Annotated in this window: 17 protein-coding genes; 12 read left to right on the forward strand and 5 right to left on the reverse strand. The window is 62.1% G+C overall.

Annotation, left to right across the window (positions count from 1 at the left end):
* Positions 1-17: 17 nt before the first annotated feature.
* Genes ZRA01_RS09375 through ZRA01_RS09395 form a run of 5 tightly spaced genes read left to right on the forward strand, consistent with a single transcriptional unit; the run spans position 18 to position 5,840 of the window.
* On the forward strand, positions 18-2,984 hold the full coding sequence (locus ZRA01_RS09375) for a Tn3-like element ISPa38 family transposase (protein WP_003100881.1): 2,967 nt from the start codon (positions 18-20) through the stop codon (positions 2,982-2,984).
* Between the two features lie 36 nt (positions 2,985-3,020).
* Complete coding sequence (trbF, locus tag ZRA01_RS09380) at positions 3,021-3,338, forward strand: conjugal transfer protein TrbF (RefSeq protein ID WP_223177685.1); 318 nt, start codon at positions 3,021-3,023, stop codon at positions 3,336-3,338.
* Positions 3,335-4,384, forward strand: a complete 1,050-nt coding sequence (trbG, locus tag ZRA01_RS09385; protein WP_011191356.1) for a P-type conjugative transfer protein TrbG — start codon at positions 3,335-3,337, stop codon at positions 4,382-4,384. Before trbF ends, trbG begins: the two co-directional genes overlap by 4 nt.
* On the forward strand, positions 4,381-5,601 hold the full coding sequence (locus ZRA01_RS09390; protein WP_011191355.1) for a TraB/TrbI/VirB10 family type IV secretion system protein: 1,221 nt from the start codon (positions 4,381-4,383) through the stop codon (positions 5,599-5,601). The genes trbG and ZRA01_RS09390 overlap by 4 nt, the downstream gene beginning before the upstream one ends.
* A gap of 2 nt (positions 5,602-5,603) precedes the next feature.
* Entirely contained in the window at positions 5,604-5,840 is a 237-nt protein-coding gene (locus ZRA01_RS09395) for a DUF2274 domain-containing protein (RefSeq protein ID WP_026227538.1), read from the forward strand.
* On the opposite strand, the gene ZRA01_RS09400 is transcribed toward ZRA01_RS09395, so the two are convergent.
* A complete protein-coding gene (locus ZRA01_RS09400) occupies positions 5,837-6,733 on the reverse strand; it encodes a LysR family transcriptional regulator (protein ID WP_011191354.1) in 897 nt (298 codons plus the stop codon). The two genes, ZRA01_RS09395 and ZRA01_RS09400, sit on opposite strands and share 4 nt — an antisense overlap.
* Positions 6,734-6,989: 256 nt before the next feature.
* On the opposite strand from ZRA01_RS09400, the gene ZRA01_RS09405 reads away from it, so the two are divergent.
* Both ZRA01_RS09405 and ZRA01_RS09410 read left to right on the forward strand, forming a co-directional pair.
* Positions 6,990-7,523 (forward strand): MarR family winged helix-turn-helix transcriptional regulator, encoded by a 534-nt coding sequence (locus ZRA01_RS09405; RefSeq protein ID WP_004357616.1) that lies wholly within the window; start codon positions 6,990-6,992, stop codon positions 7,521-7,523.
* Positions 7,524-7,549: 26 nt separating this feature from the next.
* Complete coding sequence (locus tag ZRA01_RS09410) at positions 7,550-8,509, forward strand: YeeE/YedE thiosulfate transporter family protein (RefSeq protein ID WP_004099025.1); 960 nt, start codon at positions 7,550-7,552, stop codon at positions 8,507-8,509.
* Between the two features lie 38 nt (positions 8,510-8,547).
* On the opposite strand, the gene ZRA01_RS09415 is transcribed toward ZRA01_RS09410, so the two are convergent.
* A complete protein-coding gene (locus tag ZRA01_RS09415; RefSeq protein ID WP_166479491.1) occupies positions 8,548-8,907 on the reverse strand; it encodes a DUF6314 family protein in 360 nt (119 codons plus the stop codon).
* A gap of 280 nt (positions 8,908-9,187) precedes the next feature.
* Between ZRA01_RS09415 and ZRA01_RS09420 the strand changes: the two genes are divergently transcribed.
* Positions 9,188-9,676: a YkgB family protein gene (locus ZRA01_RS09420; RefSeq protein ID WP_004099027.1), complete on the forward strand. Its 489-nt coding sequence runs from the start codon at positions 9,188-9,190 to the stop codon at positions 9,674-9,676.
* Positions 9,677-10,233: 557 nt separating this feature from the next.
* Positions 10,234-10,728, forward strand: a complete 495-nt coding sequence (locus ZRA01_RS09430; protein WP_004099028.1) for a MarR family winged helix-turn-helix transcriptional regulator — start codon at positions 10,234-10,236, stop codon at positions 10,726-10,728.
* A 396-nt stretch (positions 10,729-11,124) separates the two neighbouring features.
* Here ZRA01_RS09430 and ZRA01_RS09435 read toward each other — a convergent pair whose 3' ends face one another.
* The 3 genes from ZRA01_RS09435 to ZRA01_RS09445 are packed head-to-tail and all read right to left on the reverse strand — an operon-like array spanning position 11,125 to position 13,978.
* A complete protein-coding gene (locus tag ZRA01_RS09435; protein WP_004357654.1) occupies positions 11,125-12,150 on the reverse strand; it encodes a zinc-binding alcohol dehydrogenase family protein in 1,026 nt (341 codons plus the stop codon).
* Positions 12,150-12,839: a peptide-methionine (S)-S-oxide reductase MsrA gene (msrA, locus tag ZRA01_RS09440; protein WP_425267728.1), complete on the reverse strand. Its 690-nt coding sequence runs from the start codon at positions 12,837-12,839 to the stop codon at positions 12,150-12,152. The genes ZRA01_RS09435 and msrA (ZRA01_RS09440) overlap by 1 nt, the downstream gene beginning before the upstream one ends.
* Complete coding sequence (locus tag ZRA01_RS09445; protein ID WP_045269764.1) at positions 12,746-13,978, reverse strand: bifunctional alpha/beta hydrolase/OsmC family protein; 1,233 nt, start codon at positions 13,976-13,978, stop codon at positions 12,746-12,748. The genes msrA (ZRA01_RS09440) and ZRA01_RS09445 overlap by 94 nt, the downstream gene beginning before the upstream one ends.
* 228 nt (positions 13,979-14,206) lie before the next feature.
* Here ZRA01_RS09445 and ZRA01_RS09450 point away from each other — a divergent pair, with 228 nt between their 5' ends.
* The 3 genes from ZRA01_RS09450 (at position 14,207) to msrA (ZRA01_RS09460) (ending at position 16,213) form a co-directional block, all read left to right on the forward strand.
* Entirely contained in the window at positions 14,207-15,082 is an 876-nt protein-coding gene (locus tag ZRA01_RS09450) for a LysR family transcriptional regulator (RefSeq protein ID WP_011191349.1), read from the forward strand.
* A 146-nt stretch (positions 15,083-15,228) separates the two neighbouring features.
* Positions 15,229-15,672 carry a peptide-methionine (R)-S-oxide reductase MsrB gene (gene msrB, locus ZRA01_RS09455; protein WP_004099035.1) on the forward strand — a complete coding sequence of 148 codons (444 nt, stop codon included), beginning with the start codon at positions 15,229-15,231 and terminating at the stop codon, positions 15,670-15,672.
* A gap of 1 nt (position 15,673) precedes the next feature.
* Entirely contained in the window at positions 15,674-16,213 is a 540-nt protein-coding gene (gene msrA, locus ZRA01_RS09460) for a peptide-methionine (S)-S-oxide reductase MsrA (protein WP_004099036.1), read from the forward strand.
* Positions 16,214-16,294 lie beyond the last annotated feature (81 nt).

A 16,294-nucleotide genomic window follows, 5' to 3' on the forward strand; every position in this document is an offset into this window, starting at 1 on the left:
AAGAAGAAGGAAACCGCATGCCCCGCCGTTCGATCCTCTCCGCCGCCGAGCGCGAAAGCCTGCTGGCGTTGCCGGACACCAAGGATGAGTTGATCCGTCACTACACGTTCAGCGAAAGCGACCTCTCCATCATCCGGCAGCGGCGCGGCCCGGCCAATCGGCTGGGCTTCGCGGTGCAGCTCTGCTACCTGCGCTTTCCCGGCGTCATCCTTGGCGCTGATGAGCCACCGTTCCCGCCATTGCTGAGACTGGTCGCCAACCAGCTCAAGGTCGGCATCGAAAGCTGGGACGAGTACGGGCAGCGTGAGCAGACCCGACGCGAGCACCTGGTCGAGCTGCAAACGGTGTTCGGCTTCCAGCCGTTCACGATTGGCCACTACCGGCAGGCTGTCCAGTTGCTGACCGAGCTGGCCATGCAAACCGACAAGGGCATCGTGCTGGCCAGAGCCTTGATCGAGCACCTGCGGCGGCAGTCGGTCATTGTGCCCGCCCTCAACGCCGTCGAGCGGGCGAGCGCCGAAGCGATTACCCGCGCCAACCGGCGTCTCTACGACGCCTTGGCTGAGCCGCTGACGGACGTGCATCGCCGTCGCCTCGACGATCTGCTCAAGCGCCGCGACAACGGCAAGACGACGTGGCTGGCCTGGCTGCGGCAATCCCCGGTCAAACCGAACTCGCGGCACATGCTGGAACACATCGAACGCCTCAAGGCGTGGCAGGCGCTCGACCTGCCCTCCGGCATCGAGCGGCTGGTTCACCAGAACCGGCTGCTCAAGATCGCCCGCGAGGGCGGCCAGATGACGCCCGCCGACCTGGCGAAGTTCGAGCCGCAGCGGCGTTACGCGACCCTGGTGGCGCTCGCCATCGAGGGCATGGCCACCGTCACCGACGAAATCATCGACCTGCATGACCGCATCCTGGGCAAGCTGTTCAATGCCGCCAAGAACAAGCATCAGCAGCAGTTCCAGGCATCCGGCAAGGCGATCAATGCCAAGGTGCGGCTGTTCGGGCGCATCGGCCAGGCGCTGATCGAGGCCAAGCAAGCGGGCCGCGATCCGTTCGCCGCCATCGAGGCCGTCATGTCCTGGGATGCTTTCGCCGAGAGCGTCACCGAAGCGCAGCGGCTCGCGCAACCCGAGGACTTCGATTTCCTGCACCGCATCGGCGAGAGCTACGCCACGCTGCGCCGCTACGCGCCGGAATTTCTCGACGTGCTCAAGTTGCGGGCCGCGCCCGCCGCCAAGGACGTACTCGACGCCATCGAGGTGCTGCGCAGCATGAACAGCGACAACGCCCGCAAGGTGCCCACCGACGCGCCGACCGAGTTCATCAAGCCGCGCTGGCAGAAGCTGGTGATGACCGACACCGGCATCGACCGGCGCTACTACGAACTGTGCGCGCTGTCGGAGCTGAAGAACGCGCTGCGCTCCGGCGACATCTGGGTGCAAGGCTCGCGCCAGTTCAAGGACTTCGAGGACTACCTGGTGCCGCCCGCGAAATTCGCCAGCCTCAAGCAGGCCAGCGAATTGCCGCTGGCCGTGGCCACCGATTGCGACCAGTACCTGCATGACCGGCTGACGCTGCTGGAAACGCAGCTCGCCACCGTCAACCGCATGGCGCTGGCCAACGAGCTGCCGGACGCCATCATCACGGAGTCGGGCCTGAAGATCACGCCGCTCGATGCGGCGGTGCCCGATACCGCACAGGCCCTGATCGACCAGACGGCGATGATCCTACCGCACGTCAAGATCACCGAATTGCTGCTGGAGGTAGACGAATGGACGGGCTTCACCCGGCACTTCGCCCACCTGAAGTCAGGCGACCTGGCCAAGGACAAAAACCTGTTGCTGACCACGATCCTCGCCGACGCGATCAACCTGGGCCTGACCAAGATGGCGGAATCGTGCCCCGGCACGACCTACGCCAAGCTGGCCTGGCTGCAAGCCTGGCACATCCGCGACGAAACCTACGGGGCGGCACTGGCCGAGCTGGTCAACGCGCAGTTCCGACATCCCTTCGCCGAGCATTGGGGCGACGGCACCACGTCATCGTCGGACGGCCAGAACTTCCGCACCGGCAGCAAGGCCGAGAGCACCGGCCACATCAATCCGAAATACGGCAGCAGCCCAGGGCGGACGTTCTACACCCATATCTCCGACCAGTACGCGCCGTTCCACACCAAGGTCGTGAACGTCGGCGTGCGCGACTCGACCTACGTGCTCGACGGCCTGCTGTATCACGAATCCGACCTGCGGATCGAGGAGCACTACACCGACACGGCAGGGTTCACGGACCACGTCTTCGCGTTGATGCACCTGCTGGGCTTCCGCTTCGCCCCGCGCATTCGTGACCTGGGCGACACCAAGCTCTACATCCCGAAGGGCGATGCCACCTACGAGGCGTTGAAACCGATGATCGGCGGCACGCTCAACATCAAGCACGTCCGCGCCCATTGGGATGAAATCCTGCGGATGGCCACCTCGATCAAGCAGGGCACGGCGACGGCCTCGCTGATGCTCAGGAAGCTTGGCAGCTACCCGCGCCAGAACGGCCTGGCCGTCGCCCTGCGTGAGCTGGGACGCATCGAGCGCACACTGTTCATCCTGGACTGGCTGCAAAGCGTCGAGCTGCGCCGCCGCGTGCATGCCGGGCTGAACAAAGGCGAGGCGCGCAACGCGCTGGCCCGCGCCGTGTTCTTCAACCGCCTGGGGGAAATCCGCGACCGCAGCTTCGAGCAGCAGCGCTACCGGGCCAGCGGCCTCAACCTGGTGACGGCGGCCATCGTGCTATGGAACACGGTCTATCTGGAGCGGGCCGCGAACGCCTTGCGTGGCCACGGTCAAGCCGTCGATGACGGCCTGTTGCAGTACCTGTCGCCGCTCGGCTGGGAGCACATCAACCTGACCGGCGATTACCTCTGGCGCAGCAGCGCCAAGATCGGCGCGGGCAAGTTCAGGCCGCTACGGCCGCTGCAACCGGCTTAGCGTGCTTTATTTTCCGTTTTCTGAGACGACCCCTGGCTGCGCGCCTACGACTTCACGACTGACCGCGGCGCCATGGCGCTCAATGACTACGCCCGCTCCAACGACCCCTTTACACGGGTCGGCCGGCAGCAGGTCGCTGTCGACGTCTCCAGCGTCATCCGCGCGTCCCCGGACAGCTTCCGCGTCGCCTGGGTCGAGCGCCGATACGAAAATGGCCAGCTCGCCGAGACCACGCGCTGGACCGCGATCCTGACGATCGTCGTGCAGATCCCCCGAAACGCCGACCGGCTCAGGGCGAACCCGCTCGGCATCTACGTCAACGCCATCAACTGGTCACGGGAGCTTGGGCAATGAAGCCGTATTTCCGTAAAGCCGGAAACCCGGCTTCACACACACACGTACTCCCGGCTCTCCGTAGAGCCGCATTCCCGGTCGTTCTGCTAGCGGCGACCGCGCTCGCGGGCTGCGCGACCACCAATCCGCCGCCGGAGATTTCCTACGACAATGCGGCTCCGGCGGTGCAGACCGTCGATCCACCCGCGCCGGTCACCGTGGTCGAGCTGCCCCGGCCGCTGCCGCTGCCTGGCCAATTGCAGCGTGTGGAGGAGACGCGGCGTGCCCCGGAGCCTTCTAATCCGACCGCTCGCGTCAACCAGGCAAACGAGGCGGCACGAGTCCAGCCGGTGCGCGACGGCTTCATTAACTCGATGCAGGTCTACCCGTGGACTCAAGGGGCGCTTTATCAAGTCTATACCGCCGTCGGGCAGATCACCGACATCGCGCTCCAACCCGGGGAGCAGCTTGTCGGCGCAGGCCCGGTGGCCGCCGGCGACACAGTGCGCTGGATCATCGGCGACACCGAGAGCGGATCGGGGGCAACGCGCCAGATCCACATCCTAGTAAAGCCCACCCGCGCCGACCTGATGACAAACCTCGTCATCAACACCAACATGCGCACCTATCACATGGAGCTGCGCTCGACAGAGCGCACCTATATGGCGTCGGTCTCATGGCAGTATCCGCAAGACCAGCTCATTGCGCTGCGCCGTCAGAACGCCGAGGCGCAGGCGGCCCAGCCGGTGGCGAGCGGCGTCGATCTCGCGAACGTCAACTTCCGCTATGCGATCGAGGGCGACCGTGCGCCGTGGCGGCCGCTGCGCGCCTTCGACGACGGACGCCAGGTCTTTATCGAGTTTCCGCGCGGCATCGGTCAGGGCGAGATGCCGCCACTCTTCGTCGTCGGCCCCGAGGGCAACACCTCTGAGCTCGTGAACTATCGCGTTCGCGGCCACCACATGATCGTTGATCGTCTGTTCGCGGCTGCCGAACTTCGCTTCGGCTCCGGCCGCGAGCAGAAGCGCGTCAGGATCGTCCGCACAGACGGGAGGCCGACCTCGTGAGCGAGAACCCGCCCCGGATTGAGGAAGTGCCGGACGACGATGCGCAGCCCCTGACCGGCGAGCCGGTCGGGCCTGCGCCGATGCGGCTGCGGGCCGAACCGCCCCGCGTCACCCGGTTGTCGCGGAAGGTTCTCGCCGGCCTCGGTCTTGTCGCCAGCGTCGGGCTCGGAGGTGCGCTGATCTACGCGCTTCAGACCCGCGACGCCGGTCGGCCGAACGACGAACTCTATTCGACCGAGAACCGCTCGACCGCTGACGGACTGGCCGGCCTGCCGCGAGATTACAGTGGCGTGCCACAGCTCGGTCCCCCTCTTCCCGGTGACCTCGGCCGGCCGATCCTTAGTACCCAGGATCGCGGACAGCCGGTGCCCACACCCGGGACGGCCACGCCCAATCCCGGCATCAGCCCGGAAGAGCAGCGCCGCCTTCAGGAAATCGAGACCGCGCGCACCAGCCGTCTCTTCTCCGGATCGGAAAGCCGGGGCACACCCGCTGCTGCGGGAGCTGCCCCAGCGCTCGCGCCGGTGCCGGATTTGGCGAGCATTGGCCTCGCTCCGCCGCCCGCCACGCCCTCGGCGCAGGACCGGCAGAACGCGTTTCTGAACGCCGCGGCCGATCGCAGGACGGTTGCGCCCGATCGCGTCGCTGCGCCAGTATCGCCGAACGTCCTTCAGGCGGGAGCAGTGATATCCGCGGCGCTGATCACCGGCATCCGATCCGATCTACCCGGCCAGATCACCGCGCAGGTCACCGAAAACATCTACGACAGCCCAACCGGCCGTATCTTGCTTGTGCCGCAAGGCACTCGTGTGGTCGGGCAGTACGACAACAACGTGCAGTTCGGCCAGAGCCGAGTCCTGCTCGTCTGGACTCGGCTCGTCTTCCCGAACGGGCGCTCGATCGTTCTCGAGCGCCAGCCTGGTGCTGACGCTGAAGGGTTCGCCGGGCTGCAGGATGGCGTCGATTACCATTGGTGGGATCTGGCCAAGGCTGCGGGATTGTCGACACTGCTGAGCGTCGGCGCCGAACTCGCGGTCGACAACGACGATCAGCTCGTTCAGGCGATCCGGAACGGTGGGCAGGACACCATCAACGACGCAGGGCAGCAGATTGTGAGGCGTCAGCTCAACGTCGCGCCCACGATCACTATTCGGCCCGGATTTCCCGTGCGCGTTCTCGTGACGCGAGACTTGGTACTGGAGCCATATGGAGGGTGATGATGTCGAAGCTTAAGCTAGGCCCCATCGCGGACGACAAGCCGCTTAAGGTACAGGTCGAGCTACCTGCAGCTCTCCACCAGGACCTTGTTGACTACGCCCACCTATTGGGCCGAGAGCAAGGTCAGTCCGCTGTTGACCCAGCTCGGTTAATCGTCCCGATGTTACAACGGTTCATCGCGACAGACCGTGGCTTCGCCAAAGCCAGGCGAACGTTGACGCCGGGGAGCGCCGATTAATCCGTGGTCCCCGCTCTAGAGGGGGTGTCGAAACACTTCAGCAGCAGCGGCAGAGTCGGGTTGTCGTTGTCACTGGAAGAAATTATAGCGGCCGTCGGCGCCCGCGCCGATGGGAGCGGGATCAACGCGATATCCGGCCGGTAGATCACGCTGGTGATGGTCAAGCCGAAGCCCTGTTCGACCATCGTCAGCAGGGTTTCTCGGCTGACTTGTTGGATCGAGAGTTGAACCGCTCCGTCTCCGGCGCCCACCATGCGCCGGAGTATGCCAGCGAGCTCACGCCCAGCGCCATCCGAGCGAACGAGGAAGACTTCGTCACAAACGTCCTCCCACGACAGCTGTGGCCGTGCTGCCAACTCGTGAAGCGGGGACAATGCCACGAACAGATCTGGTTCGCAGAGACGTCGAACTTGGAACTGAGGGCTCTTGCTCGCACTCAGGCTGATTGCTGCGTCCAGTAATCCGCGCTTCACCCCCAAAGTGTTTTCTTCTGAAGTGCCTTCCTCAAGCTTTACCTCGATCGTCGGATGTCTATTTCTGAATGCCGAGAGAATGTTGATGATCGGGCACGCCGGGAACGCTTCAAGCATTCCAAACCTCACGAGCCCGGTCTTGAGTTTCCGCGCGGAGCGGATCTCCGTTGCGGCGTTACGAAGGTAGCGCGCTCCCACCACCGCTTGTTGAAGGAAGCGCTCACCTTCTGGAGTCAGCCCTGCCCCCGCTCGCGTACGCTTGAAGAGAGAAAAGCCAAGTTGGCGCTCAAACAGCTGCACACGTCGGCTGACGGTGGATTGCGATATCGATAGGCGCTCCGCCGCTCGGCGGAAGCTGCCGGCCTCGGCGACCTGAACGGCGTACTTCAGGTATCGGAGATCAAGAGTCAGGTCGGGCATGAGACCCGTCCGATCATACCGGCGGTCTCATCGGCGAACCGCCTGCGCCCGGTGAGCGGCACCCATGCACGTCCACTTTCATCGAGCCCACCCCCGCTAGCGCCTGGGGAACGAGCACGTCCGTTGATCTCAGATGTGGAATCCGAGCTGAGCCCCTCAATGAGCATGACCATGTCCGAATCTGTCATAGATGCATGCGGCGGTCATACATTTTCACACGCTTGAAGTCTATGCGCGAAGCATATATTCTTGCGGTATGGAGCCTGAGGTCGCCAAGTACCATTTAGGTGCACTCGCGTTGGCCGTTGCAGACAGCATCGCCAGTGTCTCGGCCTCGTTTTCACCAAGCGGCCCGGGGACCGCCGTGATGGTGTTACTCAGCATGGAGCCCGGACTGCCGATCAGCGTTTTGGCTACCTCGATCGGGCTTTCTCATGCCGGGACGGTGCGATTGATCGATAGGCTCGAGCGCGAACAGTTGGTGGAACGACGAAGACAAATCACCGACAGGCGGGCGCGCTTCATTCACCTCACCAATTCGGGGAAGAAGATAACGGACGCCTTGCTCAAGGCACGGGAGCAGGTGATCTCCGAATGTATTTCGCCCCTGTCGCCCAATGACCTCGACATTCTAGGCATGCTGTCGGAGCGGCTCCTTGTGGCAAACGGCTTCGACAAAGATGGCTCGGTCAGCCTTTGCCATCTGTGCGGCTACAGCAGGATCGCGCCTTCCCGTGGTAAAGCTAAGCCGGGGCGCTCGCCACGCTGGAACGTCGCATCAGAAGGCTGACGATATGATCAGGCAGGCTTGAAATAATGGGATCGTTTGCGCTCGAACTTCTTCTATGCGTACTTGCCTTCGGGTTCGGATATGCGGCGAACCAAGGCGGAACCTGTTTAGTGGTGGCCGCTCATGAGTTACACAGAAGACAGCCGCCGAAAATGTTCGTCGGATTTCTCGCAGCGTCGGCAGCGGCAGGCCTGGTTGCGGTCCCGATAGTCTGGACGGGAACACTGGGCGCAACACTCGCACCCTCGACCAGCATCAATTTCCTCCTGCTCATCGGCGCCATCGCCTTCGGCCTCGGCGCACTCATTAATGACACATGCCTGCTCGGATCGCTGGCGCGGCTTGGGGATGGGGAGATGCGACTTCTAGCTCTACCCTTGGGATTAACGATTGGTATCTTGGCTGCCGACCATGGCAGGTTCGGCTACGATTCAACATGGCCAAGCTTAATCTCCAAACCGAGCGCAACAGGCCTCGTTACTCTCCTAGCCTTCCTAGTTGTGCTCGTGCTGGCACTCGTTTTCGTTTCCACGAAGAGCGTTCTGCGAACAAAGCCGGGTTGGTCGTTCGGCGCTTCGATGATTGGACTCGGTATCACTGGCGGACTTCTATATGCACTCTCGCCGGCCTGGACCTTCGCAGACGTGATTCAACGCGCCCTTCCTCTCAGAATGTCCCCGGCCGGCGAGGTCGCGCTCACTGCGGTGATCTCTTCGATCGCAGGCGCCCTAACCGCCTCCTTTCGCCAAGGCAATCTGCGTCTCCAACTGCCGACAGCCAATGGCATTCTGCGATCTGTCGTCGGCGGCACATTGATGGGTATCGGCATCGCGCTCATACCCGGCGGGAATGATGGGTTGATCCTCGCAGCGGTTCCGACTCTTTCACCTGGTGGGATAGTCGCCTACCTTCTGATGACGACGACAATCGTCTTCGGATTTGCAGCGCGTGGTAAGTTATTCCGGCGCTGCCTTTCACGGCCATGATAAGGGCAACAGAGGACTTGCCCTCCTGACATGAGCATTTATCCCGACCGGGAATATCGGCTGACTAGCTCGTATGCCTTTGCAGGCCCTTGGACCATGATGACCACTTCAAAGGCCGCCGGCCCCAGAATCCTGTAGGTTGCATGGTAGGTGTCGTCTCCGCAGGCATAGACGCCACTCGCTTCCAACCCGGTATCCGTCCGCGAGAAACTCAAGCTGAGGAACTGCGTCCCGATATGAGGTCCGTCTGCGAACTCGACGACAACACTGTCCTCGCTCAAGCGATAGCGATACTGCCGGCACGCGGAGAATACTCTGCCATCTGCCAGTGAGAGAATGCCGCTCTCTCGATAAGCGAGCGCGCCTTCGCCGATCGCTGCTACGATTTCGGTGGGCATGGTTATCTCGTCCAGGGCCGCGTCCATCCGTACAGGCTGGACGTTTGCCAACGGGCTATAGGCCCACCCGGAGCGCCAGCCCCATCAAGTCAAAATCCCGCAAAGGTCGCGCGTTTGCTGGGTAAAGGCATCGCCGATGAGGATGGCTTCGTGAGGCAGCGAAGCGCGAGCCAGCCGCTCGACATATCTCGCTTATTAGTATATTATACTGTAACGCCTGCCCGAAGCACGTAGACGACGTTCGTGACGTTCCCACGGGACCACTGTTGAGGAATTTTAGATGAGCATTTTCGACCGTTATGAATTTCTTGTCCCCGAGCACGGTCGGAGGGATCTTGGCCTGCTTAGATGGGCTCTCGTGATCGTATTTCTGTGGTTCGGCGCGATGAAGTTCACAGCGTACGAGGCCTATGGTATCGCCCCGTTTATCGAACACAGCCCGATCATGAATTGGCTCGGCATGTTCGGGACGCAGGGGCAAAGCTATTTCATCGGCGTTATCGAGTTATCGACCGGTCTCGTTCTGATCCTTGGTGCATTTCGTCCACTCTTCTCTGCGCTAGGCGCACTAATGTCAGCAGCGACCTATCTGATCACGCTGACCTTTTTCATCACCACTCCAGGTGTCGCGGAGCAGACTGCCGGCGGCTTTCCTGCGATTTCGGCTGCACCAGGGCAGTTTCTACTGAAGGACGCAGTTCTGCTAGCGGCGTCCCTCGTGCTGCTGCGTGCTTCGGTCCGCCACAGAGGGGCGCTTGTGCTCTCGTGACTGTGGTCCTCTCGTGACGGCGGGCGTGCAAATCCTGCAGAACCTCCGCGGGGCATGGATGCTCCGTCGCGATATCGAGCCCGGAGGCGCTCAGCTGCATGGCGACGCGGTCTTCGCCCGTTTCGCCGCAATCCCCGACGTCGTGGAGCACGGACTGTTCCTCAATGGGATTGATACAATCGTGATCGCGCGCGGTGACACGATGGAAGTGCGACGCCGGGGGCAAGCTAGGTCTCGCTGATCTGCACCTGCGCGGCCTGGATGACAGCGCTGACGCGGAGTGATTCTCGGGCGCGACCTACGGCGATTCCGAGCGAAAAGGCTTGCCCTATAGCCGCCAGGTATCAACGGTTCCGCGGCCTTAACGAGCCGGACCCGTTTTTTTCGGCGCGCTCGATCAGTCGAAATCCTCCGAAACCCTTCTAAAACAGGACATTTTCCACAAGCCGCGCGGAGGAAGAGGACCACGGTATGGCTTGCTGTCTATGCTCCGCGCACATATAGATGTGGCAATGGATGGACCTCGAGATCGAAACATTTTCGGGGCGTTCGCACTCATGATCAGCGACGACATCGTTCGCGCTAGTTCATCGCGGGCGCCGGAAGCTGGACCCGCCGCCTCAGCGCTGGCGTTGCTCGCGCACAAGCCCGGGCTCTCGATCCGTATGCTTGCGATCGGGGTGGGCCTTTCACATGCTGGAACTGTTCGCCTGGTGGATAGATTGGTAAGCGAGGGATTGATCGAGCGTAGGGAGCATTCGACAGACGGGCGCGCGCGATCCCTCTATCTTACTCCAACTGGCAAGGTCGCGAGCGACGAGGTCCTGGCCTCGCGCGATCAAGTGATTGCCGAAGGGCTATCGATCCTTAATCCAGACGAACTGAAAACCTTATCGGACATCGCTGAACGCGTTCTCCGAAATCGCTTGGAAAACCTCGAGCAGTCATACCGCATCTGCCGCTTGTGCTGCTACGAGGGCTGCACGAACTGCCCCGTCGATGCCGAATTGCATGAGCGAGGTGTGGACCGCGAGAAGAACGACGACGCGTAGGAGACTCGCAATTGCGGCAGCTCAACGCTGCTCAGATGGCGGGGCTTCATAATGTCAGCGAGCCTACCATCAGCCGCATTCTTTTGGCTACGCGTCAAGCCGGCCGATCGGGCATGGCGGTCTCATTCTAATATGTCGGTGATCGCCCCACTTTTAGCCGCTCAATTGATCGGAACGCGGTTTCGGAAGCGGCCGTTCAAACCACTCGCTGCATTCCCATTTCTCTATGTCCGATAGGTAGTTTCGGGGAAAAGCAGTCGGGAACAGGTTTCGGGAACGCATGCTCCGGCAGGAGCGCAGCGCGCGTCCCAAACGCGTTTTCCCGGTAGAGCTTCCCAATCGGCAAAGTGCGGGCCACCTCAGACTGCGAACGCGAAAAACCGCCTGGCTGGTCACTCAAGGCAGGGTAACGACGATTTTCGCTGCGGATACACCCGCCTTCAGGGCTTCCAAGGCAGCCTGGAGCATTTCAAGGCCCTGGCCCACGATCTTCGCCGGAGGGGCGGGGACGAACGTGCGCGCCGCGAGAGCCTGCGGCAGGAATTCGCGGTAGATCATTGGACCAACCTCGTCATCCTTGAGGCTCGTCCCGGAGATGTGCGTCGCCTCGACTCCAAATGAACGCTCGTCGGGCGGGGCCAGCGTCGCTGCCACCCGGCGCGAGCCCTCGCATCTCGCAACTACGGCAAAACAGTCTTTCATGTGACCGGTCGCGTGAAGCGTTCCAGCGAGACTGCGCCCGCGCATTGCCTCAATCACGTCTTCCACGATGGCTGGACTCGAGTGGTCAAGAACCTCGCTTGCACCCAGCTCCTTCAACAGGCCGACGTTGCGCGCCGAAGCGGTGGCGACGCACCTGTAGCCCGACGCCACCGCGAGCTGGATGGCGTTGCAGCCAACGCTCGACGATCCACCCCAGACCAGAACGACCTCTGGACGCGCGGTCGGCGAGTGTAACGGTGGCGCGAGAGCCAACTGTGTCCGTCCGTAGAGCCCGCTTGCGGCGGTGCCAAGGCCAAGCGGGAGGACTGCCGCATCAGCGAAGGCAATGTTGTTGGGGATCGGCGCCGCCATGTGGTCCAGCACGATCGTGTGGTGCTGGAACGCACCCTGCGCAGGTTGATTTACGGTTGTCCCGACCGCCTGTCCGATGACTCGATCGCCGACCTTGAACCGCTCGACCGCGCCACCGACCGCCGCGACCTCACCGGAGACGTCGCTGCCGAGAATCGCGGGATAGTCGAGCCATGGCAAAAGCGCGACGTCCTGCAGAATCCAGTCGAGTGGGTTGATCGCGATGGCCGCGTTGCGGATCAATATCTCGTTCGCCGCCAGATGCGGCAGAGCGGTGACACCGATCCTCAGTGGCTGCCCCGGCGCTTTCTGCCAGGCGGCCTGATTAGTCACGGTTTCGGTCATCATCAACTCTTTCTGTCAAGTATTACAGCTGGGCGTTCGTCTGAGCGGTCCAACCGCCAGGTCGGGCGCACGAAGTGGCAGCTATAGCCCCCAGGATAGCGCACCAGGTATTCTTGGTGCTCTGGCTCCGCCTCCCAAAAGGGTTCTTCTGGGTTGATCTCCGACACGACCGGGCCAGGCCAGCTTCCTGATGCCTCGATTTCCGCGATGGTTGTGAGGGCGACTTCCTTCTGCACTTCGGTGGTGTAGAAAATCGCCGATCGATAGCTCGGACCGACATCGCTGCCTTGTTGCTCGTAGGTCGTGGGGTCATGTATCTGGAAGAAGAGTTCCAAGAGCGAGCGATAGGCGAGAACGGAAGGGTCGAAGGTCACTTCCACTGCTTCCGCATGGCCGTAATGTCTCGCGTAGGTCGGATCAGGCATTTCTCCGCCTGTGTAACCGACACGCGTCGAAATGACTCCCCTGGCTCGGCGCAGCAAATCCTCCATGCCCCAGAAGCAGCCGCCTGCGAGAATTGCTCGCTCTGTCGCGGCCGCCCTATTGCCGGTAGGCGATTGGCTCACAGTCCGTTCGCCCTCCTCCGTGTGCGCCACGGTCAAGCCAGCCTCGCGGGATCCGCAGCCTGACTGGCGCTCAAGAGCTCGGTCTGCACGTCCGAACCCCGGATGAGACTCAGATCGACGGGACACCGATCAGCGATCGCGAGGATCCGAGCGCGCTGATCATCACTCAGCGGCCCATCGAGGACAATGGTGCGGGTGAACCGGTCGGGTGGCATCATGTCCGGCACCTTCTCGTGCTGCACGGTCGTGCTCGCCCGTTCGAGCGGAAAGCCCTTGCGGTTCGCATAGAGACGCATCGTCATCACCGTGCAGGCTGCGAGGCCGGCAGATACGAGTTCGTAGGGAGATAGTCCGGTCCCGAGGCCACCGACCGATGCTGGCTCGTCGGCGAACAGAGTGTGCTCGCCGCTGCGGACCTTGAGCTGGAACGTCCCTGCAAGAGTTTCGGTGGCGACGACGCCCTCCGCAACCTCGATCTGCGGAAGATCCGCGCTGAGTGGTGGGAGAAAGCGGCTCGCCCAAACCGCCACCATGGCCGCGGCGTAGTTCGCGTCCGCGACGTCGGTGAGAAGGTGATCCGCGTTGTCGAGCGAGATGAAGCTTTTAGGGTGCCTGGACGCGACGAAGATGCGCGACGCGTGGTCGATGCCGACCACCTGATCCAGCGGAGAGTGCATGACCAGCACCGGCCGTCGCAGGGAGGCAATGGCCTTCTCGACGTCGATCCCCTCAACCGCCTCAAGGAACCCTCGGCGAATGAGGAAGGGCCTACCGGCAATCTCCACCGAGGCCTCGCCCTCGCTCGCGATGGTGTCCAGATCATTCGGTCCGAAGAGGCGCAAGATATGCTGAAGGTCGGCCGGCGCACCAATCGTCGCTACCGCCGCAATATCAGGCATGTCGGCGGCGGCTACGATCGCAGCGGTGCCACCCAGGCTGTGCCCGACGAGGAGGGACGGTGACATGCCCGCCGCCGCCATCGCATTTGCGGCGGCCCGAAGGTCCTCGACGTCCGACGCGAAGTTCACAGGTTCTCCCGTCCCACCGCCGATCCCGGTCCCGGCGAAATCGAACCTCAAGACCCCGATGCCCGCACGCGACAGCGCGCGCGAGATGTGAACAGCGGCGCGACTGTCTTTCCCGCACGTGAAGCAGTGGGCGAAGATCGCCCAGCCCCGCGGCGTCCCTTCCGGCGGTTCGAGGTGCCCGGACAGCGGAGAGCCAGCCCCACTGACAAACGTAAATGATCTTCCTGCCATGTCCATCAAACCTCCAGCACGCGGCTTGGCGGTTGCGCTCTCAGAACCTTCGACGGAGCTGAGCGGAGCGCACCGCCAACCGGTAATCGTCATCTCAGGCTATCATTTATATGTCTGGCGCATATAGACAAGCCCCTATATCATGATTATATGCGCCAAGCATACTTCTGCGACCTGCGTTCCAAAGGCGGTCTCACGGAAGAGGTATCAGTCAGGCGCGTGGGCCAAAGGACTATGGAACTCAATCAAGTCAGCTATTTCATCAACTTGGCCGAGACGCTGAATTTCACAGCGGCCGCTCGCTTGAGCGGTGTGTCACAGCCAAGTCTGACCCGCGCGATCCGCCGCTTGGAAGATGAGCTTGGCGGGCCGCTGATCTATCGCGACGGGAAGAACAGCCGCCTGACTGGCCTTGGCCATGACGTCGAGGCAGAATTCCGGCGCATGGTGGTCGCGATGAAGAGCGTTCGCAATCACTCGGAGCACTGGGCGATGGGGGGGCACCGCGTGCTGGATGTCGCCGTCGCGCCCACCGTCGGACCAAAGGAATTTACGGCATTCTTCGAGAGCGCATTGGCGGAGATGCCATCCATCGAAATCAAGCTGCACTCGCTCCAGTCGAACGAGGACACATCGGAGGTGCTTTCAGGAAAATACCACGCGTGCATCATGCCGCGTGAAACAAGACCGGAACGCAAGCTGGATGTGCATCCTCTATTTCGGGAGCGCTTCGTGCTCGGCTGTTCTGCAAACCATCCCTTGGCTGCCAACGAGATCGTGCGCGGCGAAGACCTGCTCGAGTTTCCTTTCGTCGATCGCCTGAAATGCGAGTTTCGCGATCGGATCCTCGATCACTTCGCGCGACGGGACTTGCTCATGCGACCTCGCTTTCGATCAGATCGCGAGGACTGGGTGCAACGGGTCGTCGCTGACGGCCACGCCATATGCATTCTTCCGGAACGATCGCCGACCGTGCAAGGCCTCGTCACTCGGCCGATCGACGGATTTGTCTTGGAGCGCGAAGTCGTGATCGCGACAGTATCCGGCTCCACGGCAACGGTCGAGATACGGAACATCGCGCAGCTGGCAGCCCGGTATGAGTGGAACTGAATCACGACGTGAAGAGCTTCGGCGCTATGGAAACTATACGCGCAGCGTATTGGATAAATCTGGGGCGCACTGCTATAGTCGGCGCAATGACTGCAAAGATAAATGACAGTGTGTCGAGCTCTCTAGATTAATTATTGGAGACTATCATGAAGTTTGAGAAGTCACAGGCAGCAGTTGACCGCCTGACCCCCGAGCAACGCCGGATTACCCAGGATTCGGGGACCGAAAGGCCCTTCACGGGTGAGCACAACGACAACAAGGAGCCTGGCATCTACGTCGACATAGTGTCGGGAGAGCCGCTGTTCGCTTCAACGGACAAGTTCGATTCGGGTACTGGCTGGCCCAGCTTCACCAAGCCGATCGTTCCGGCAAACGTGAACGAGGTGCGGGACAGTGCACACGGCATGGTCCGGACGGAGGTCAGGTCGGTACACGCCGACAGCCATCTGGGCCACGTTTTCCCGGACGGTCCTTCCGACCGCGGCGGTCTGCGCTACTGCATCAACTCTGCGTCCCTTCGCTTCATCCCGCGCGACGAGATGGAGTCCGAGGGATACGGTGAATATCTCGATCAAGTAGAGGAGGCTTAACATGCATCAGCGCGCTGTTCTCGCAGGAGGATGTTTCTGGGGCATGCAGGATCTGATCCGCAAGCGGCCCGGCATCATCTCGACCCGTGTGGGTTACACGGGCGGCGATATTCCGAACGCCACGTATCGTAATCACGGCACGCATGCCGAGGGGATCGAGATTGTCTTCGACCCGACAGTGACGAGCTACCGGCACATCCTGGAATTCTTCTTCCAGATCCACGATCCGACGACGCTGAACCGCCAGGGCAATGATCGTGGGCTCTCCTACCGGTCGGGCATCTATTATGTCGACGAGGAGCAGAAGCGCGTCGCCGAGGATACGATCGCCGATGTGGATGCCTCGGGGCTGTGGGATGGCAAAGTGGTGACCGAGGTCCAGCCGGTCGGCGAGTTCTGGGAGGCCGAGCCCGATCACCAGGATTATCTGGAGAAGCGGCCGGGCGGCTACACCTGCCACTTCGTCCGTCCCGACTGGGTTCTTCCAAAGCGGCATGAGGCCGGCGATGTGAGCCCTGCGGCCGGGGCTGCAGCGGAATAGGCTTCGCTGCCGTTAGTGCCGCGCCGATCCGGTTCGCAACCTCCGACGACCGCGTCAATCGACGCGGTCGTCGAACCCGGC

The sequence above is a fragment of the Zoogloea ramigera genome (genome assembly GCF_006539865.1).
GTDB classification, from domain to species: Bacteria; Pseudomonadota; Gammaproteobacteria; order Burkholderiales; family Rhodocyclaceae; genus Zoogloea; species Zoogloea ramigera.